The organism is Nocardioides sp. SRI_004 (assembly GCF_057586415.1).
In genome coordinates this window covers 1-15,809 of record NZ_JBYCZV010000011.1, presented here as the reverse complement: position 1 = coordinate 15,809, position 15,809 = coordinate 1, and the positions used below count along the sequence as shown (strand labels likewise).

The window sequence follows — 15,809 nt, the reverse complement described above, 5'->3', positions numbered from 1 at the left end:
CGCTCGCGCAAGACAACTAGTGGGGGGCCCAGGCGTCCTCGTCGGCGGTCCGCGAGGTGACGGCCTCGGGGAGCTGGCCGTCGGCGAGCTGCTGGATGGAGACGTCCTCGAAGACCTCGCGCAGGGCGCGGCGGGCCGCGATCCAGACGTGCTGGAGGACCTCGGCGGACTCGTTGTAGTTGACCGCCTCGGGACGCAGGCCGTAGACGGAGACGAGGGGGCCGTCGACGGCGCGGATCACGTCGGCGACCGAGACCGTGGCCGCCTCGCGGGCCATCCGCCAGCCGCCGGACTGGCCGCGCTGCGACATCACGATGCCGGCGCGGCGGAGGTCGGCGAGGATCGCCTGGAGGAAGCCGTGGGGGATGTCCTGCAGGCGGCCGAGCTCCTCGGCACTCACGGCGCGGCCGTCGGACCGCTCCGTCATGGCGATGAGGGCGCGCAGGGCGTAGTCGGACTTGGCGGAGACGCGCATGGGTCCAGTCTCGCAGATTGGTCGACCGAATCACTCGATCCAGTCGTCCCGGTGGCGATTCCAGTGGCAGGGACGTGCGCGGGGCCGGTGTGAGCGATTCGTCGTACTCCGTGCTTGCCGCCTGTTAGCACCGCCCGTATCATTGAAGTTACTGGCGAGTAGCCGCCAACCAACGAAGCATTCCGATCTGGAAACGGTGGGAACAGTGAGCCACTACAAGAGCAACCTGCGCGACATCGAGTTCAACCTCTTCGAGCTCTTCAACGTGCAGGACTACCTCGGCACCGGCCTCTACGAGGAGATGGACGCCGACACCGCGCGCGAGATCCTCTCCGAGGTGGAGCGCATCGCCCGCGAGGACCTCGCGGCGTCCTTCGTCGACTCGGACCGGAACCCGCCGGTGTTCGACCCGAAGACCAACACCGCGCCCCTCCCGGCGTCGTTCAAGAAGTCGTACGACACCTGGATGGAGTCCGGCTTCTGGGGCCTGGGCCTGCCGGAGGAGATCGGCGGCACCACCGCGCCGCCGTCGCTGGTGTGGGCCAGCGGCGAGATGGTGCTCGGCGCGCAGGCGCCGATCTGGATGTACTGCACCGGTCCGTCGATGGGCTCGGTCGTGTTCAAGAACGCCAACGGCGTCGAGCGCGACATCCGCATCGCCGAGATCATGGTCGAGCGCCTCTGGGGCGCCACCATGGTGCTGACCGAGCCCGACGCGGGCTCCGACGTCGGCGCGGGCAAGACCTACGCCACGCCCAACGAGGACGGCTCCTGGAACATCTCCGGCGTCAAGCGCTTCATCACCAGCGCCGAGTCGGACCTGCAGGAGAACATCATGCACCTCGTCCTCGCCCGCCCGAAGGGCGTCGAGGGCATCGGTGGCCCGGGCACGAAGGGCCTCTCGCTCTTCCTGGTCCCGAAGTACCACTTCGACCACCAGACCGGTGAGCTGACGGGCGAGCGCAACGGCGTCTACGTCACCAACGTCGAGCACAAGATGGGCATCAAGGTGTCCAACACCTGCGAGCTCACCTTCGGCGACCCGCAGGTCGGCGGCGGCGAGCCCGCGAAGGGCTGGCTGCTCGGCGAGGTCCACGACGGCATCCGCCAGATGTTCGACGTCATCGAGAACGCCCGCATGATGGTCGGCACGAAGGCCATCGCGACCCTCTCGACCGGCTACCTCAACGCGCTCGAGTACGCCAAGGAGCGCGTCCAGGGCGCCGACCTCACGCAGTCGGCCGACAAGGCCGCGCCGCGCGTGACGATCACGCACCACCCCGACGTGCGTCGCTCGCTGATGACCCAGAAGTCCTTCGCCGAGGCGATGCGCTCGCTGGTCATCTTCACCTCGACCTGGCAGGACAAGGTCCAGCTCGCCAAGGCCGCCGGTGAGCGCGACGAGCTGGCCGAGGCCGTCAACGACCTGCTGCTCCCGATCGTGAAGGGCTACGGCTCGGAGCGCTCGTGGGTGCTGCTGGGCACCGAGTCGCTGCAGACCTTCGGTGGCTCGGGCTTCCTGCAGGAGTACCCGATCGAGCAGTACGTCCGCGACGCCAAGATCGACACCCTGTACGAGGGCACGACGGCGATCCAGGGCCAGGACTTCTTCTTCCGCAAGATCGTCAAGGACCAGGGCAAGGCGCTGGGCCACCTCGCGGCGGAGATCAAGTCGTTCATCGAGTCCGAGGCGGGCAACGGCCGGCTGAAGAACGAGCGCGAGCTCCTCGCGAACGCGCTGGCCGACGCCGAGGCGCTGGTCGGCCTGATGATCAACGACCTGATGTCCGCGCAGGACGACATCAAGAACATCTACAAGGTCGGTCTCAACACCACCCGCGTCCTGATGGCGCTCGGTGACGTGGTCTGCGCCTGGCTGCTGCTCCGCGGCGCCGAGGTCGCGCTCACCAAGCTCGGCGGCGACGCCGGCTCGGACAAGGCCTACTACGAGGGCAAGGTCGCTGCCGCCCAGTGGTTCGCGCAGCTCAACCTGCCGCGCGTGTCGGCCGAGCTCACGATCGCCAAGGGCACCAACCTCGACGTCATGGAGCTCGACGAGGCTGCCTTCTGATCCGCTGAAGCACCCGTACGACGGCCGTCCCGCTCTGCCGGGGCGGCCGTCGTCGTTTTCGCGGCCAGTCGCTGGTTCCCGGGCGCTGGTGCGGGGTAGGAAGGGCGCGTGACGCAGCCGCCCCCGGACCAGCAGCCGACCCAGCACGCCCCGCAGCAGCGCCCCTCGCTGGAGAAGGGCGCTCCCGGACCGGGTCCGCAGCAGCCGCAGCAGCCGCAGCCGCCGGTCGCGCCGGGTCCGCAGCAGCCGCAGCAGCAGTGGCCGGTCGCCCCGCCGCCGAACCCGTACGGCAGCGGGGGCGGCTACCCGCCGTACGGCAGCGGTCCGGGCCACGGACCGGGCTACGGACCGGGCCCGGGCTACGGCGGCCCCGTCCCGCCGTCGAGCGGCGGCAGCGGCAAGGCCATCGCGATCATCATCGGCGCGATCGTGCTGGTCGTGATCCTCTTCTGCGGCGGCATCATCGCCGCGATCGCCGTGATCGCGAACAACGTCGAGGACTCCATCGACGACTGGGACCCGGCCCGCACCGGGGGCCGCGACAACCCGATCACGGTCGACGTGGGCGAGGACTTCGAGATCGACGGCGTCGAGTACGCCGATGGCTGGCGGGTCCAGGCGCCGGAGGACGAGTACAGCGGCGAGACCATCGTCGGCCTGGAGGCGACCAACGAGCGCGACGACGGCTCGAGCGAGTACGCCTACCTGACCTTCACCTTCGTCGACGGCAGCGACGTCGAGGTCGGTCAGATCACCTGCTCCAGCGACGGGCCGATCGCCAACGGCAACTCCGAGGAGCTGTCCTGCTACGGCTCGGACCAGCTCGACCGGCCCTACGACCACATCGAGGTGTCCGCGTCGTAGCCGCCGACAGCTTGCTCAGCCGCGCTCGACCAGGCGGGCGAGGTTGTCGAGCTCGTTGGCGCGGCCGGCGACGATGCGCTGGGTCCACTCCTCGTCGTGCATCGGGTCGATCGTCATCGTCACGAGCGTTCCGCTGTCGGTCGGCGCCAGGTCGACGGTCGTGAGGTGTTCGTACGGCTCCGTGCCCGGGACGAAGTCGACCAGGGAGACATAGCCGAGCCGTTGCGGCCGGGCCACCTCCGTGAACCGCTTGCGGGACTCGGTGGCCAACGGCAGGCCGTGCTGCTCCATGAAGGCCACCTGGGCCGGGTCGACGGCGGTCATCGTGTAGACGAGCTCGCCGCCCTCGGTGACGTCGATGGTGGACACGCCGGTCCGGAAGCCGTCGGGGGCCCACCACCGGCTGATGCCGTCGGCGGTGGTCCAGAGGTCCCAGACGGTGTCCGGGGTCGCGGCGATCTCGCGGGTGAGGGCGAGCTGGTCGTTGAGGGGTGCGTTCATGTCCACTAATGTATGCGTTGGAACGCATATGTCAAGGGTGCGAGAGGATCCGGTCGTGGATGAGCAGCGGGTGCTGGCGGCCCTGGCGGAGCCGACGAGGTTCGAGATCGTGCGGCACCTCGCCGCCTCGCCCCGGACCATCGGTGAGCTCGTCGAGCGGACCGGGGCCCAGCAGCCCCAGGTGACGCGGCACGTGCAGGCGCTGGAGGCGGCGGGTGTGGTGTCGGTCCACCAGCTCGGGCGCCGTCGGGTCGTCGCGCTCGATCGCCGACGGCTGCGCGGTCTGGCCGATTGGCTCGGCGCGGTCGCGGTGGGGAGCCCCTCCGACGATGCGTTGGTGCAGTACGAGCGCGCGATCGCCGCGGAGGAGGCCGGCATCGCGGCCGGTGTCACCGACCGGACGGTCGAGGTCGGCGTCGACGTCGCCGCCCCGCCTGCGGACGTCTGGCGGGCGTGGACCGATCCGGACGTCGTACGACGGTGGTGGGCGCCTGAGCACTTCGAGGTCGCCGAGGCCATCGTCGAGCCGTGGGTCGGCGGGCGGGTCGCGATCGTGCTGCGCGAGGGCGACGGGACGCTCCACCGTGCGGCCGGCGAGGTGCTGGCCGTCGATCCCGTCCGACGCCTGGAGCTCGAGCTGTCGCCGCTCGGCGCCGACGGCGTGCCTCTCTTCAGGCTGGTCCAGGTCGTCGCCCTGGCCGAGGATGCCGGTGGCACGCGGGTGGACCTGACGATCCGGCTGTCGGGGGTCGGGCCTGAGGGCGCGGCGGTGGCGGGCGGCGTACGGCTGGGCTGGGAAGAGACGCTGACGTCCCTCGCCCGGCTGCTCGACGTGTCCGCGTCGTAGGAACCCTCCCCGGCGCACGCCGAGTCGCTAGTGTCGGCGCCGTGAGCGATTCCGAGCTGCTGGCCGGGTACGTCGACGCGTGGTGGAGCTCCGTGCAGGACTTCGTCGCCCTGCTGGAGGAGCTGGGCCCGGAGGACTGGACGACACCCACCGACCTCGCCGGCTGGGACGTGAAGGCCGTCGCCTCGCACACGGCGCACCTCGAGTCGCTGCTCGCGGGTGGGCCCGACGAGCAGGCCGAGATCGGCGACCTGCCGCACGTCACCGGACCCATGGGGCAGTTCACCGAGATCGGCGTGGTGACCCGGCGCGACGCCGACCCCACGGCGATCGTCGAGGAGCTGCGCAACCGCACGGCGGCGCGCCACGCGACGCTGGTGGCCGAGCCTCCGACGGACGCCGCGGCGCCGGCCCCGGGCATCTTCGGGATGATCGGCTGGAGCACCCGCACGCTGCTGCGCAACCGACCGCTGGACGTGTGGATGCACGAGCAGGACATCCGACGCGCGGTCGGACGCCCCGGCGGCATGGACACGGCCGGCGCGCAGCACACCGCCGACTACCTCGTCGAGGCCTTCGGCTTCGTCGTCGGCAAGCGCGTCGCCCCTCCCGTCGGTACGACGGCGGTGCTGGCGGTCGAGGGCAGCGCGCCCGTCGCGGTCGAGATCGGCGAGGACGGCCGCGGCCGGACGCTGGCCGTCGTACCGGAGCAGCCCACGGTGCGCCTGGACATGGACCGGGAGTCCTTCATCGTGCTCGCCGGTGGCCGTCGTGCCGCGGCGCCGGGAGGCGTCCGGATCACCGGCGACAGCGAGCTCGGGCAGCGCATCGTCGACCACTTCGCCACGACCCCCTGAGAGGACGGCCGATGTCCGAGAAGTGGAAGGTCGCCGACCTGCCCGACCAGACCGGGCGGACCGTCGTCGTCACCGGGCCGACGCTGGGCGGCCTGGGCCACCACACCGCGCTGGAGCTGGCCCGCCGCGGGGCCCGGGTGGTGCTCGCCGGCCGCAACCCGGCCAAGGTCGAGGAGACCGCCGGTGCGATCCGCGGGGAGGTGCCCGACGCCCTGCTCGAGGCGCTGCACCTGGACCTCGCGAGCCTCGCGTCGGTGCGTGCCGCGGCCGCTGCCGTCGAGCAGATCGGCGCGATCGACGTCCTCGTCAACAACGCGGGCGTGATGGCGACGCCGTACTCCCGCACGGCGGACGGGCTCGAGCTGCAGATGGCGACCAACCACTTCGGTCCCTTCCTGCTGACGGGCCTGCTGCTGCCCCAGATCGCCGACAGCGGCGACGGGCGCGTGGTCAACGTGTCGTCGCTGTTCCACAACTACGCGCTCAAGCCGCCGCTGGGGAACCCGCGCGACCAGATCGGTCGCTACAGCAAGTGGCGGGTCTACGCCCAGTCGAAGCTCGCCAACCTCTACGCCACGGCGGAGCTGGACCGGCGCCTGCGCGAGGCCGGCCTGCCGGTCCGGGCGCTCGCCGCGCACCCGGGCTTCTCCGGCACCCACCTCGCCGCCAACGGGCAGTACGGCCGCTCGTCGGGCGGTGTCGCCACGATCCTCGACGCCGGGGTGCGGGCCGTCGCCCAGTCGGCCGCGGCCGGTGCCTGGCCGTCGCTGATGGCCGCGACCGCCGACCTGCCCGGCAACACCTTCGTCGGCCCGGCCGGCCCCGGCCAGCTCGGTGGCGCGCCGCGCAAGGTGGGCCGGAGCCGGCTGGCGAGGGACGAGGAGGCGGCCCGCGTGCTGTGGGAGATCAGCGAGGAGACCGTCGACCTCCGCTACCCCTGACCGGGCGGCAATGAGCCGCAGGTAAAGGATCGCGCGACTGCCCGTGCGTCGCGCCGCCCGCAATTACCCTGAGGTGACGGAATCACCGGCGCGCCGGACGGTGAATCCGTGGCTGGGGGGCTTGCGATGGTGTCGATCGCGCAATGGCTCGTCGCCGAGGGCCTGCTGGATGCCTCCCAGCTCGCCTCGGCGACCGATCGACAGCGCCGTCAGGGCGGTTACCTCGGCGACCACCTGGTCGAGGCCGGCCACCTCACGGCGGAGGAGTTCTACGACGCGCTGGAGCGGTCGTGGCGGCAGGAGCGCCGGGACCTGGTCGCGGACCCGCCCGACGGAGCGCTCCTGGTCGAGCTCGACCTGGAGCGCACGGTCGAGCTCGGGTGGATCGCCTGCGAGCTGGGCGACGACGGATCCGTCGTGGTCGCCTCGTCCGTCCCGCCCACCGAGGACCTGGTGGCCGAGGTGCTCGACCACTTCCCGGGACGCCAGCCCGAGTTCGCGTCGTGCCGGGGCGACGACCTCGACAGCGTCGCCATCGCGGCGCGGGTGGAGCGGCTCGCCGGCGCCCGTCGTACGCCGCCGGCCCGGCTGGTCCACCCGATCCACATCGCCCTCGCGGCCGTCGGCGCCCCGGTCGCCATGGCCGCTGCGGTGCTGGTGCCGCTCGACGTCCTCGCCGTGCTCCTGCTCGCCGCTGCCGCCGCCTTCCTGGTCGGTGGGGTGATCCAGGTGCTCACCGGCTACGCGCTCCTGGCGGGGCTCGACGGGCCGGGCTCCTCCACGGGCACCGGGCTGGCGGCGGTCGTGGACGACAGCGAGCTGCCGCTCTACACGGTGATCGTGCGGGTCTGCGGCGGCCGGGAGGGCCTGGAGGAGCTCTTCGACAACTTCCGCGCCCTCGACTACCCCCGCGACCGGACCGACGCGATCATCGTCGTGGCGCAGGAGGACGTCGAGACCCTCAGGGCGCTCCGGGCGACCAGCCCGCGCGGCTGGGTGCGGGTGGCTCGCGTGCCGATGGCGGACTTCGTCGACGTCGTACAGGCGTGCGACCACGGGCTGGCCCTGGCCCGCGGGCGCTACGTCGTCGCCTACGACCAGGACGAGCGGCCGGCCCCGGACCAGCTGCGCCGGGCCGTCGAGGTCTTCGAGAGCGACCTCGCCGCCCGACTCGCGGGCGCCTCGCCGGCGCCGCCCCTCGTCGGGCTGCGGGTGGCGCGGCGGAGCGGGTCCCAGCCGTTCGCGCTCGACCGCATGGCCGAGGCGGACGAGGCGCTCGGCTTCGGCGGCCCGAGCGGGCGGGGCCCCGCCCGCTCGCCGGAGGTGACCGCCGTGCACTTCAACATGCGGCTCCTGCGCCGGCTGGGTGGGTTCGGCCTGCTCCTGTCGCGCGGCGGGCCGCGGGGGAACGGCGATGCCACCCCGCGGATCGAGGCCCTCGACTCGAGCTCGGTGCGTGCCTCGGCCCCGGACGCCCTCGCGTGGTGGGACCAGCAGGCCGATGCGTTCAGCCAGGACGTGCTCGACGTCGCGACCCGCACCGTCGCCCTGCTGCGCCGCGGGGCCGAGCGGCCGGCCGAGGAGGCCTCGGCGGTCGCGGCACGGCTGGGCGCCATCCTGCTGCTCCTCAGCTACCCCGTCGTCCTCGGTGGCGGCGTGGCAGCGGCCCTGCGCAGCAGCGGGATGGTCGGATCGCTCGCCGGCAACGCCGCCTCGGTCGCGATCGGGGAGGTGGTCCTGGTGGTCGGCGCGGTCACGATCGTGGCGGCGGCCTTCCTCGCGCGCCGCCGCGGGTGGCGCGCCGGCGTCGACGCACTCGCCCTGCCGGTGCTCTGGCTGCTCTACTCCTTCGCGGCCTGGGCGGCGTTGTACGCCGTCCTGCTCCGGCCGCGGAGGGTGCGCCGGCCCTGACCCCGTCCCGCTCCTGCCGGCCGCCGAGCCCGGGAGGCCGACCCTCCGACAGCCGGTCCGGAGGAGGCCCTACGCTGGGCAGATCTCGGGACGAAAGGGATGTGCGATGTCGTTCATCTTCGACCACCAGGCCCTGCCATCGACGCCGCCGGCGCCGGCCGCGCTGCCGGAACGCGTCCGGGCCCGGATCTGGGCGGGCCTGTTCGCCCTCGTGCTGCTCGCCGCCGTCGTCGGCTCGGCGCTGCTGTTCTGACGGGGAGGGCACTCAGGCCGCGAGCGGCACGGTGCCCGGCATCACCGTCGGCGCGCAGTCGCAGGTGTCGCTGCACGCCAGGTAGGTGTGCACCGCGTGCCCGCAGGCCGGGCACGGCAGGTCGTGGCTGAGGTACTGCTGGGTGGTCTGCTCGGTGGTCCACATGGCCCTGTCTCCTCGTCCTGGCGTCGTGGTGTGTCTTCATAAGGACCACGAACGAGATCGGCCAGATACGACAGATGTGGAGACTTTTCCGCGGACGTCCTCTCAGCGGCCGCGGGGGCCGTACACCGCCTCGGCCTTCTTGAACGCCGCCTCGCGGGCCGCCTTGGTGTTGCGGGCGGCCAGCAGGTAGGCCTGCTCGATCCGCTCGCGGGAGAAGGTACGACGGGCCGAGGCGGTCCAGGTGTCGTTGAAGAGGCGCTTGGCGGCCGCGACGGCGTCGGGCGACTTGCGGGAGATCTCGTTGGCGATCGCGAGCGCCCCGGTAAGCGGGTCGTTGTCGAGGCGGGTCACCAGGCCGAGCTCGTGGGCGCGGGTGCCGTCGAAGACCTCGGCGGTCATGGTGAGCAGCTTGGCCTGGTCGATGCCGACGAGCTCCTTGAGCGCCTGGATGCCGGACATGTCGGGGATCAGGCCCCACTTGCCCTCGAGGACGGACCACCGCGAGTCGGGGGTGGCGACGCGGAAGTCGGCGGCGAGGGCGATCTGGAGGCCGCCGCCGAGGCAGTGCCCGTGCACGGCCGCGATCACCGGGACGGGGATCCGGCGGAAGGCCCACGGGGCCTCCTGGAAGAGGTTGGTGCCGCGCAGCGGCCGCGGGATGAACGCCTTGGCGATGCCGGCGGGGCTGCGCATGACCGAGGCGAAGTCGAGGCCGGCGCAGAAGGCGTCGCCCTCGCCGCTGATGACGACGGCGCGCAGGGTCTTGTCCTTGCGCAGCCGGTGGGCGGTGGCGACGAGCTCCTCGAGCGTCTCGAGGGTCAGCGCGTTGAGCTTGTCCGGACGGTCCAGCCGGACGTGGGCGATGCCGTCGGTGATCGTGCAGGTCACGGTGCTCATGGCGCCATGCTACCCGCCAGTAACCACGAACGTCATGCGAAGCGGCCGCCGAGGCGACCGGATCGCATGACGTCCGGGGCGTGGAGGGTCAGGCCGCCTTGGCCAGCTCCTGCTTCGCGGCGGCGCTCTCGAGGAGGCGCTGCATGACGCGGCGCTTGCGCTTGTCGGCGGTCGCCATCGCGTAGAGCAGCTTGAGCTGGCTGGGGAGGTTCTTGGTGTTCGTGGTGGCGAGCCAGCCGTTCGGGAAGGACAGGCGCACGACGCGGTGCCAAGCGCTGTAGACCTGCTGCGGGAGCGGCGCCTCGTGGTAGTTCAGGCCGTACTTGTCGAAGACCGCCTTCACCTTCGGGGCGACCTCGGCGTACCGGCTGCTGGGCAGGTCGGGGAAGAGGTGGTGCTCGATCTGGTGCGACAGGTTGCCGGTCATGATGTGCATCAGCTTCGAGCCGGAGATGTTGGCGGAGCCGAGCATCTGGCGCAGGTACCACTGGCCCCGCGTCTCCTTCTCCGGGATCGACTTCAGCTCGAAGGTCTCGACGCCCTCGGGGAAGTGGCCGCACATGATGACCGAGTGCGACCAGAGGTTGCGCACGACGTTGGCGGTGAAGTTCGCGGCGAGGGCCGGCAGGAACGAGCCGGTCGGCGCGGCGAGGACCGGGTTGACGACGTAGTCCTTCGTCGCCTGCTTGCGGATCTTCCTCAGCGTGTTGCCGAGGTTGCGCTTGAACTCCTCGCTGCGCTTCTCCTTCGGCGTGCGCAGGTTGCGGCCCAGCTCGAGGTCGTACGCCGCGATGCCGTACTCGAAGAAGCACGCGTTGATGAAGTTCCACAGCGGCTGCGCGAGGTAGAGCGGGTACCAGCGCTGCTCCTCGTCGACGCGCATGATGCCGTAGCCGAGGTCGTTGTCCTTGCCGACGATGTTCGTGTACGTGTGGTGGATCTCGTTGTGCGAGTGCTTCCAGCCCTCGGCGGTCGAGGCGTTGTCCCACTCCCACGTGGTCGAGTGGATCTTCGGGTCACGCATCCAGTCCCACTGGCCGTGCATGACGTTGTGGCCGATCTCCATGTTCTCGAGGATCTTGGCCACCGAGAGGCCGACGGTGCCGGCGACCCAGGCGGGCGGGAAGATGCTCACGAGCAGCGCGGCGCGCGAGGCCAGCTCCAGCTTGCGCTGCACGTCGACCATCTTGCGGATGTACGCCGCGTCCTCCTCGCCGCGCGCGTCGAGCACCTCCTGGCGGATGGCGTCGAGCTCGGCACCGAGCGCCTCGATGTCCTCGGGGGAGAGGTGGGCGATCGGGTTGTCGGCCTTGTTGGTCACAGTCGTCATGGGGTGTGGCTCCTTCGTGGGTGGGGGGAGTCAGTGGTCGATGTGGCAGTCGCCGGCGGCGGCGCTGATGCAGGTCTGGATCTTCACGCCGTCCGGGTGGGTCTCACCGGGGACGGCGACGGTGAGCTCGCCGTTGCGCAGGTCGCGGACGACGCCGGACTTCATCGGCAGCACGCAGCCCATGCAGATGCCCATCCGGCACCCGCTCGGCATCAGCACGCCGGCCGACTCGGCCGCGTCGAGGATCGGGGTCGAGCCGTCGGCCTCGACGCTCACGCCCGACGAGCCGGTGAAGGTCACCGTGCCGCCGGTGCTGTCGGCGTCGGCCGCGATGACGGCCGGGCGGAAGCGCTCGGTGTGGAGCGTGAGCCGGCGCTCGTCGTAGAAGGCCTCGAGGGTGTCGAGCAGCCCGGCCGGCCCGCAGGCGTACGCCGTGCGCGTGGTCAGGTCGGGGACCTCGGCCTCGAGGTCGGCCGTCGTCAGCAGGCCGTCGGTGTCGGTGTGCCGCTCGATGAGGCGCAGGCGCCCGGCCTCGGCGTGCGCACGCAGCTCGGCGCCGAAGATGACCTCGTCCTTCGCCATCGCGGAGTGCACCAGGACGATGTCGTAGGCGGCGCGGGCCTCGCCCTCGTTGCGCGAGTAGAGGTTGCGCAGCATGCCGATCACCGGGGTGATGCCGGAGCCGGCGGTGACGAGGAGCAGCTTCTGCCGCTGGCCGGCCTTCGGCTGCGGCAGCACGAAGTCGCCCTCGGCCTGCGCGAGCTGGAGCATCTGGCCCGGACGGGCGGTGCGCACGAGGTGCTGCGAGACCGCGCCGCCGGGGATCGCCTTGACGGTGATCGAGATCCGGCCGTCACGGCGGGGGCCGTGGGTCAGCGAGTAGGTGCGCCACAGGCGCACGCCGTCGACGTCCACGCCGACCCGGACGTACTGGCCCGGGATGTGCCCGGCCCAGTCCCGGCCGGGCTTGATGACGATGGTGGCGGCGTCGGCGGTCTCCGACTCGACGGCCACGATCCGGCCCTGCAGGCCGGAGGCGGCGCCGGGGCGGAGCGGCGCGAAGTGGTCGAGCAGGTCGTCGACGGACAGCGGGGTCACTGCCGCGTCCAGGAGGTTGCGCAGCCCGGACGAGAGCCGCCCGGTGCGGGCGGCCGCGAGGGGGCCGGCGGTCGTCGTACTCACACCACCAGACTCCCAACTCGGGCCGCTAAACTCATGACCACAGTCGGTGAATCTTCCGGCTCCTTTTGTTCGCAGGGAGTGAAAGAGGGCGAGATGCCGCGTCGAGTGTTGCGCAGGCCACGGGCCGGCGAGAGCGTCCTGCTCCCGCCGGAGACCGTCGCCGCGATCCGCGCCGACCTGGCGACGGTCGCCGACGACGTGGTCGACCAGATCATCCGCGAGGTGCCGCCCTACGAGGACGCCTTCAGCGGGCCCATGGGCGAGACCATCCGCGGCGCCGTGCAGGTCGCGCTCGGCGGCTTCCTCTCCCTCATCAGCGACCGGCGCGGCCCGGACGCCCTCGCGCCGCGGGCCTCCGCCGTCGACGGCGCCTACCAGCTGGGGCGCGGCGAGGTCAGGAGCGGGCGTACGACGGACGCGCTCCTGTCGGCGTACCGGATCGGTGCGCGGGTCTCCTGGCAGCACCTGTCGGCGAAGGCGGTGCAGCAGGGCATCGACCCGGCCCAGATGGCGTCCTTCGCCGAGCTCGTCTTCGCCTACATCGACGAGCTCTCGGCGGCGAGCGTCGCCGGCCACCAGGACGAGTCGGCCACCGAGGGCCGGATCCGGCAGCGGATGGCGGAACGGCTGGCGCGCCACCTGCTCGTCGGCGCCCCCGAGGCGACCGTGCTGGCGTCGGCGGAGCGGGCCGAGTGGACGCCGCCGACCACGCTCACGGCCGTGCTCGTCCACGAGTCGCAGGCGGGCTCCCTGCTGCAGACCTTCAAGCGCGGGACCCTGCTGACCGCCGACCTGCCCGACCTCGACGGCGACGCGCTGCTGATGGTCCCCGACGCGCACGACCGGGCCCGGGCCGTGCTGCTGCGCGCCGTGCGCGGCCGCGACGCGCTCGTCGGGCCGCCGCGGCCGTGGATGCAGGTCCGCGAGTCCTTCGACCGGGCGGTCCGTGCCCGCTCCCTCGGCCTCACCGGCGACACTGAGCTGCACCTGCCGCGGCTGGTGCTGACCGCCGACCCGCGGGCGCTCGAGGACCTGCGGGCCGTCGTACTCGCACCTCTGGCGGAGCTGCGCCCCGCCGCCGCCGCCAAGCTGCGCGAGACGCTGCGGGCGTGGCTGCTGCACCAGGGCCGGCGTGACGACGTGGCGGCCGCGCTGTTCGTGCACCCGCAGACGATCCGCTACCGCATGACCCAGCTCCGCGAGCTCTACGGCGATCGTTTGGAGGATCCCGCTACGGTCCTCGCGCTGACCCTTGCGCTCGGTGTGGAGGAGGAATCCGGATGAGGTCGTGGGCCACTCGGGGGCTGATGGCGGCGGCGGTGGTGCCGGTCCTGCTGGCCGCCGGCTGCACGACGGCCGAGAAGGATGGCGACGACTCCCCGGACGCCAGCGCCAACCGCCAGCCGATCGAGGCCGGTGACCGCTACGTGGCCCTCGGCGACTCCTACACCTCCGCGCCCGGCGTGGGTACGACGACGGGCCCGGCGGGCTGCCTGCGCACCGACGGCAACTACCCGACGCTGCTCGCGGGCGCCCTCGACCTCGAGCTCACCGACGTCAGCTGCGGAGGCGCGAAGACCGACGACATGACCAAGCCGCAGGTCGTCGGCTCCGAGACCGTTCCGGCGCAGGTCGACGCGGTCACCGAGGACACCGACCTGGTGACCCTCAGCATCGGCGCCAACAACGGCTCGGTCTACGGCAACCTCGTCGTCAGCTGCGCCCGCCTCGCCACGACGAACCCGACCGGCGCCCCGTGCTCCGACCTCGCTCAGAAGAACCCCGACGTGCTGCCCCAGGTCTTCGACGGCGTCGAGGCCGGCATCGTCGAGACCGTCGGCGCGATCCTCGACCGGGCACCCCACGCCCGCGTCGTGATCGTCGGCTATCCCCAGATCATCCCCGCGCAGGGCACTTGCGCCCTGCTGCCCCTCGCCGAGGGCGACTACGCGTTCGGGCGCGGCGTGCTGCAGGAGTTCGTCGAGGCGCAGGCCGAGGCCGCCGAGAAGGCCGGGGCCGAGTACGTCGACGTGTGGGCCGCCTCCGAGGGCCACGACATCTGCGGGCAGGAGCCGTGGGTGGCCGGCTTCCGCCCGGCGGAGGCCGGGACGGCGTACCACCCGTACGCGGAGGAGCAGGCGGCCGTGGCCGACCTGCTCGAGTCCACCGTGTCGGGACCGTAGGTGAGCGCGCGGCTGCGGGCGGCCGGCGCACTGCTCTGCGCCCTCACGCTCGGGGGTTGCTCCTCCTCCGCGTCGGGCGAGGGCGGCGGCTCCCCGGCCCCGGCGACCGTGCGCCCGTCAGTGACGACCACGCCGGAGCAGTCGCTGGGCCTGTCGTATGTCGCCCTCGGTGACTCCTTCACTGCAGCACCGGGCGTGGGCGAGCCGACCGGGCCGGGCGCTTGCTTCCGCACCGACGCGAACTACCCGCACCTCCTCGCCGAGCGCCTCGGGCTGGACCTCGCCGACGTCAGCTGTGCCGGCGCGACCAGCCGCGACCTGCACGCGCCGCAGCCCCTGGTCGGCGTGCCTGCCCAGCTCGCCGCCGTCACCTCCCGCACGGAGCTGGTCACCCTGAGCATCGGCGCCAACGACGGCGGGCTCTTCGCGGCCCTCGCGAGCCAGTGCGTCGGTCTCGGCCAGCTCGGGCAGGAGCAGCGGGCCCGCTCGTGCGTCGGTGACGAGCGCTTCGCGGAGGACCGCCTGAGGGCCGAGCTGGCGGAGCTGTCGCGGGAGACGGTGCGCTCGGTCCGCGCGATCCGGAAGCGGGCGCCGCGCGCCGAGCTGGTGGTGATCGGGTACCCGCAGCTCGTCCCGGCGCGGGGGACGTGCGAGGCTCTGCCGCTCGATCCCGACGAGGTGCCCTTCGTGCACGAGGTCAACAGCCGGGTCGCCGCCGCCGTGGAGGACGGGGCGCGGACCGCGCGCGTCGCCTATGTCGACATGTGGAGCGCCAGCGAGGGCCACGACGCCTGCGCGCCGCAGCCGTGGGTGGCCGGGCTCAGGCCCGTCGGTCCGGGTGCCCCGCTCCACCCCTACGCGGCGCACCAGGTCGCGGTGGCCGACGCCCTCGCAGCGCTGGTCTCCTAGCCCGCGAGGAAGGTGAACCGCACCTCGCGCACCTCGTTGTCGACGTTGAGGTCGACCAGGCAGATGCTCTGCCAGGTGCCGAGCGCGAGCCGGCCGTCGAGGACCGGGACGGTGGCGTAGGGCGGGATGAGCGCCGGCATCACGTGCGAGCGGCCGTGGCCGGGGGAGCCGTGGCGGTGCTGCCACCGGTCGTCGGCGGGCAGCAGGTCGGCGAGGGCCGCGAGCAGGTCGTCGTCGCTGCCCGCGCCGGTCTCGAGGATCGCGATGCCGGCGGTGGCGTGCGGGACGAAGACGTGGAGCAGTCCGTCCCCGCGGCCGGCGGCGTACGACGCACAGTCGCGGGTCAGGTCGAGGACGGCCTCGCGGTCGCCGGTGCGGTAGGTGCGGGTCTCGCTGTCCATCCGACCATCCTGCTTCAAGGCG

At 72.4% G+C, this 15,809-nt stretch carries 17 protein-coding genes; 10 read left to right on the top strand and 7 right to left on the bottom strand.

The genetic code is table 11. The features are described from left to right. Positions 1–16: 16 nt before the first annotated feature. Positions 17–475: an RrF2 family transcriptional regulator gene (locus AC2YHB_RS15965; RefSeq protein ID WP_036548853.1), complete on the bottom strand. Its 459-nt coding sequence runs from the start codon at positions 473–475 to the stop codon at positions 17–19. A gap of 205 nt (positions 476–680) precedes the next feature. Here AC2YHB_RS15965 and AC2YHB_RS15960 point away from each other — a divergent pair, with 205 nt between their 5' ends. Next, on the top strand, positions 681–2,546 hold the full coding sequence (locus tag AC2YHB_RS15960) for an acyl-CoA dehydrogenase (protein ID WP_036548851.1): 1,866 nt from the start codon (positions 681–683) through the stop codon (positions 2,544–2,546). A 108-nt stretch (positions 2,547–2,654) separates the two neighbouring features. After that, positions 2,655–3,410, top strand: coding sequence for a hypothetical protein (locus AC2YHB_RS15955; protein ID WP_487354276.1), 756 nt, complete (start codon positions 2,655–2,657; stop codon positions 3,408–3,410). Positions 3,411–3,425: 15 nt separating this feature from the next. Here the strand turns inward: AC2YHB_RS15955 and AC2YHB_RS15950 are convergent, their stop codons facing one another. Beyond that, entirely contained in the window at positions 3,426–3,911 is a 486-nt protein-coding gene (locus tag AC2YHB_RS15950) for an SRPBCC family protein (protein ID WP_487354275.1), read from the bottom strand. 55 nt (positions 3,912–3,966) lie between these two features. Here AC2YHB_RS15950 and AC2YHB_RS15945 point away from each other — a divergent pair, with 55 nt between their 5' ends. The 5 genes from AC2YHB_RS15945 to AC2YHB_RS15925 all read left to right on the top strand — a co-directional run bounded on the left by AC2YHB_RS15945 (position 3,967) and on the right by AC2YHB_RS15925 (position 8,720). Continuing rightward, entirely contained in the window at positions 3,967–4,758 is a 792-nt protein-coding gene (locus AC2YHB_RS15945) for a metalloregulator ArsR/SmtB family transcription factor (RefSeq protein ID WP_487354274.1), read from the top strand. Positions 4,759–4,799: 41 nt separating this feature from the next. Further along, the gene (locus tag AC2YHB_RS15940) at positions 4,800–5,615 is read left to right on the top strand and encodes a maleylpyruvate isomerase family mycothiol-dependent enzyme (protein ID WP_487354273.1); all 816 of its coding nucleotides are present in this window, start codon (positions 4,800–4,802) and stop codon (positions 5,613–5,615) included. 11 nt (positions 5,616–5,626) lie between these two features. Continuing rightward, complete coding sequence (locus tag AC2YHB_RS15935; RefSeq protein ID WP_179648169.1) at positions 5,627–6,556, top strand: oxidoreductase; 930 nt, start codon at positions 5,627–5,629, stop codon at positions 6,554–6,556. A gap of 108 nt (positions 6,557–6,664) precedes the next feature. Next, complete coding sequence (locus AC2YHB_RS15930; RefSeq protein WP_179648168.1) at positions 6,665–8,467, top strand: cyclic di-GMP-binding domain-containing protein, MshE-related; 1,803 nt, start codon at positions 6,665–6,667, stop codon at positions 8,465–8,467. Between the two features lie 106 nt (positions 8,468–8,573). Continuing rightward, the gene (locus AC2YHB_RS15925; RefSeq protein WP_179648167.1) at positions 8,574–8,720 is read left to right on the top strand and encodes a hypothetical protein; all 147 of its coding nucleotides are present in this window, start codon (positions 8,574–8,576) and stop codon (positions 8,718–8,720) included. Positions 8,721–8,732: 12 nt separating this feature from the next. On the opposite strand, the gene AC2YHB_RS15920 is transcribed toward AC2YHB_RS15925, so the two are convergent. The 4 genes from AC2YHB_RS15920 to AC2YHB_RS15905 form a co-directional block, all read right to left on the bottom strand. After that, on the bottom strand, positions 8,733–8,885 hold the full coding sequence (locus AC2YHB_RS15920; protein ID WP_179648166.1) for a hypothetical protein: 153 nt from the start codon (positions 8,883–8,885) through the stop codon (positions 8,733–8,735). Between the two features lie 102 nt (positions 8,886–8,987). Then, positions 8,988–9,782, bottom strand: coding sequence for a crotonase/enoyl-CoA hydratase family protein (locus AC2YHB_RS15915; protein WP_179648165.1), 795 nt, complete (start codon positions 9,780–9,782; stop codon positions 8,988–8,990). An 88-nt stretch (positions 9,783–9,870) separates the two neighbouring features. Then, complete coding sequence (locus AC2YHB_RS15910; RefSeq protein ID WP_179648164.1) at positions 9,871–11,112, bottom strand: fatty acid desaturase family protein; 1,242 nt, start codon at positions 11,110–11,112, stop codon at positions 9,871–9,873. 30 nt (positions 11,113–11,142) lie between these two features. Further along, positions 11,143–12,294 (bottom strand): ferredoxin reductase, encoded by a 1,152-nt coding sequence (locus AC2YHB_RS15905; RefSeq protein WP_308645503.1) that lies wholly within the window; start codon positions 12,292–12,294, stop codon positions 11,143–11,145. A 93-nt stretch (positions 12,295–12,387) separates the two neighbouring features. Here AC2YHB_RS15905 and AC2YHB_RS15900 point away from each other — a divergent pair, with 93 nt between their 5' ends. The 3 genes from AC2YHB_RS15900 to AC2YHB_RS15890 are packed head-to-tail and all read left to right on the top strand — an operon-like array spanning position 12,388 to position 15,386. After that, positions 12,388–13,578 carry a PucR family transcriptional regulator gene (locus AC2YHB_RS15900; protein WP_179648163.1) on the top strand — a complete coding sequence of 397 codons (1,191 nt, stop codon included), beginning with the start codon at positions 12,388–12,390 and terminating at the stop codon, positions 13,576–13,578. Beyond that, positions 13,575–14,477, top strand: a complete 903-nt coding sequence (locus AC2YHB_RS15895) for an SGNH/GDSL hydrolase family protein (protein WP_179648162.1) — start codon at positions 13,575–13,577, stop codon at positions 14,475–14,477. The genes AC2YHB_RS15900 and AC2YHB_RS15895 overlap by 4 nt, the downstream gene beginning before the upstream one ends. Continuing rightward, on the top strand, positions 14,478–15,386 hold the full coding sequence (locus AC2YHB_RS15890) for an SGNH/GDSL hydrolase family protein (protein WP_179648161.1): 909 nt from the start codon (positions 14,478–14,480) through the stop codon (positions 15,384–15,386). On the opposite strand, the gene AC2YHB_RS15885 is transcribed toward AC2YHB_RS15890, so the two are convergent. Beyond that, a complete protein-coding gene (locus AC2YHB_RS15885) occupies positions 15,383–15,787 on the bottom strand; it encodes a YjbQ family protein (RefSeq protein ID WP_179648160.1) in 405 nt (134 codons plus the stop codon). The two genes, AC2YHB_RS15890 and AC2YHB_RS15885, sit on opposite strands and share 4 nt — an antisense overlap. Positions 15,788–15,809 lie beyond the last annotated feature (22 nt).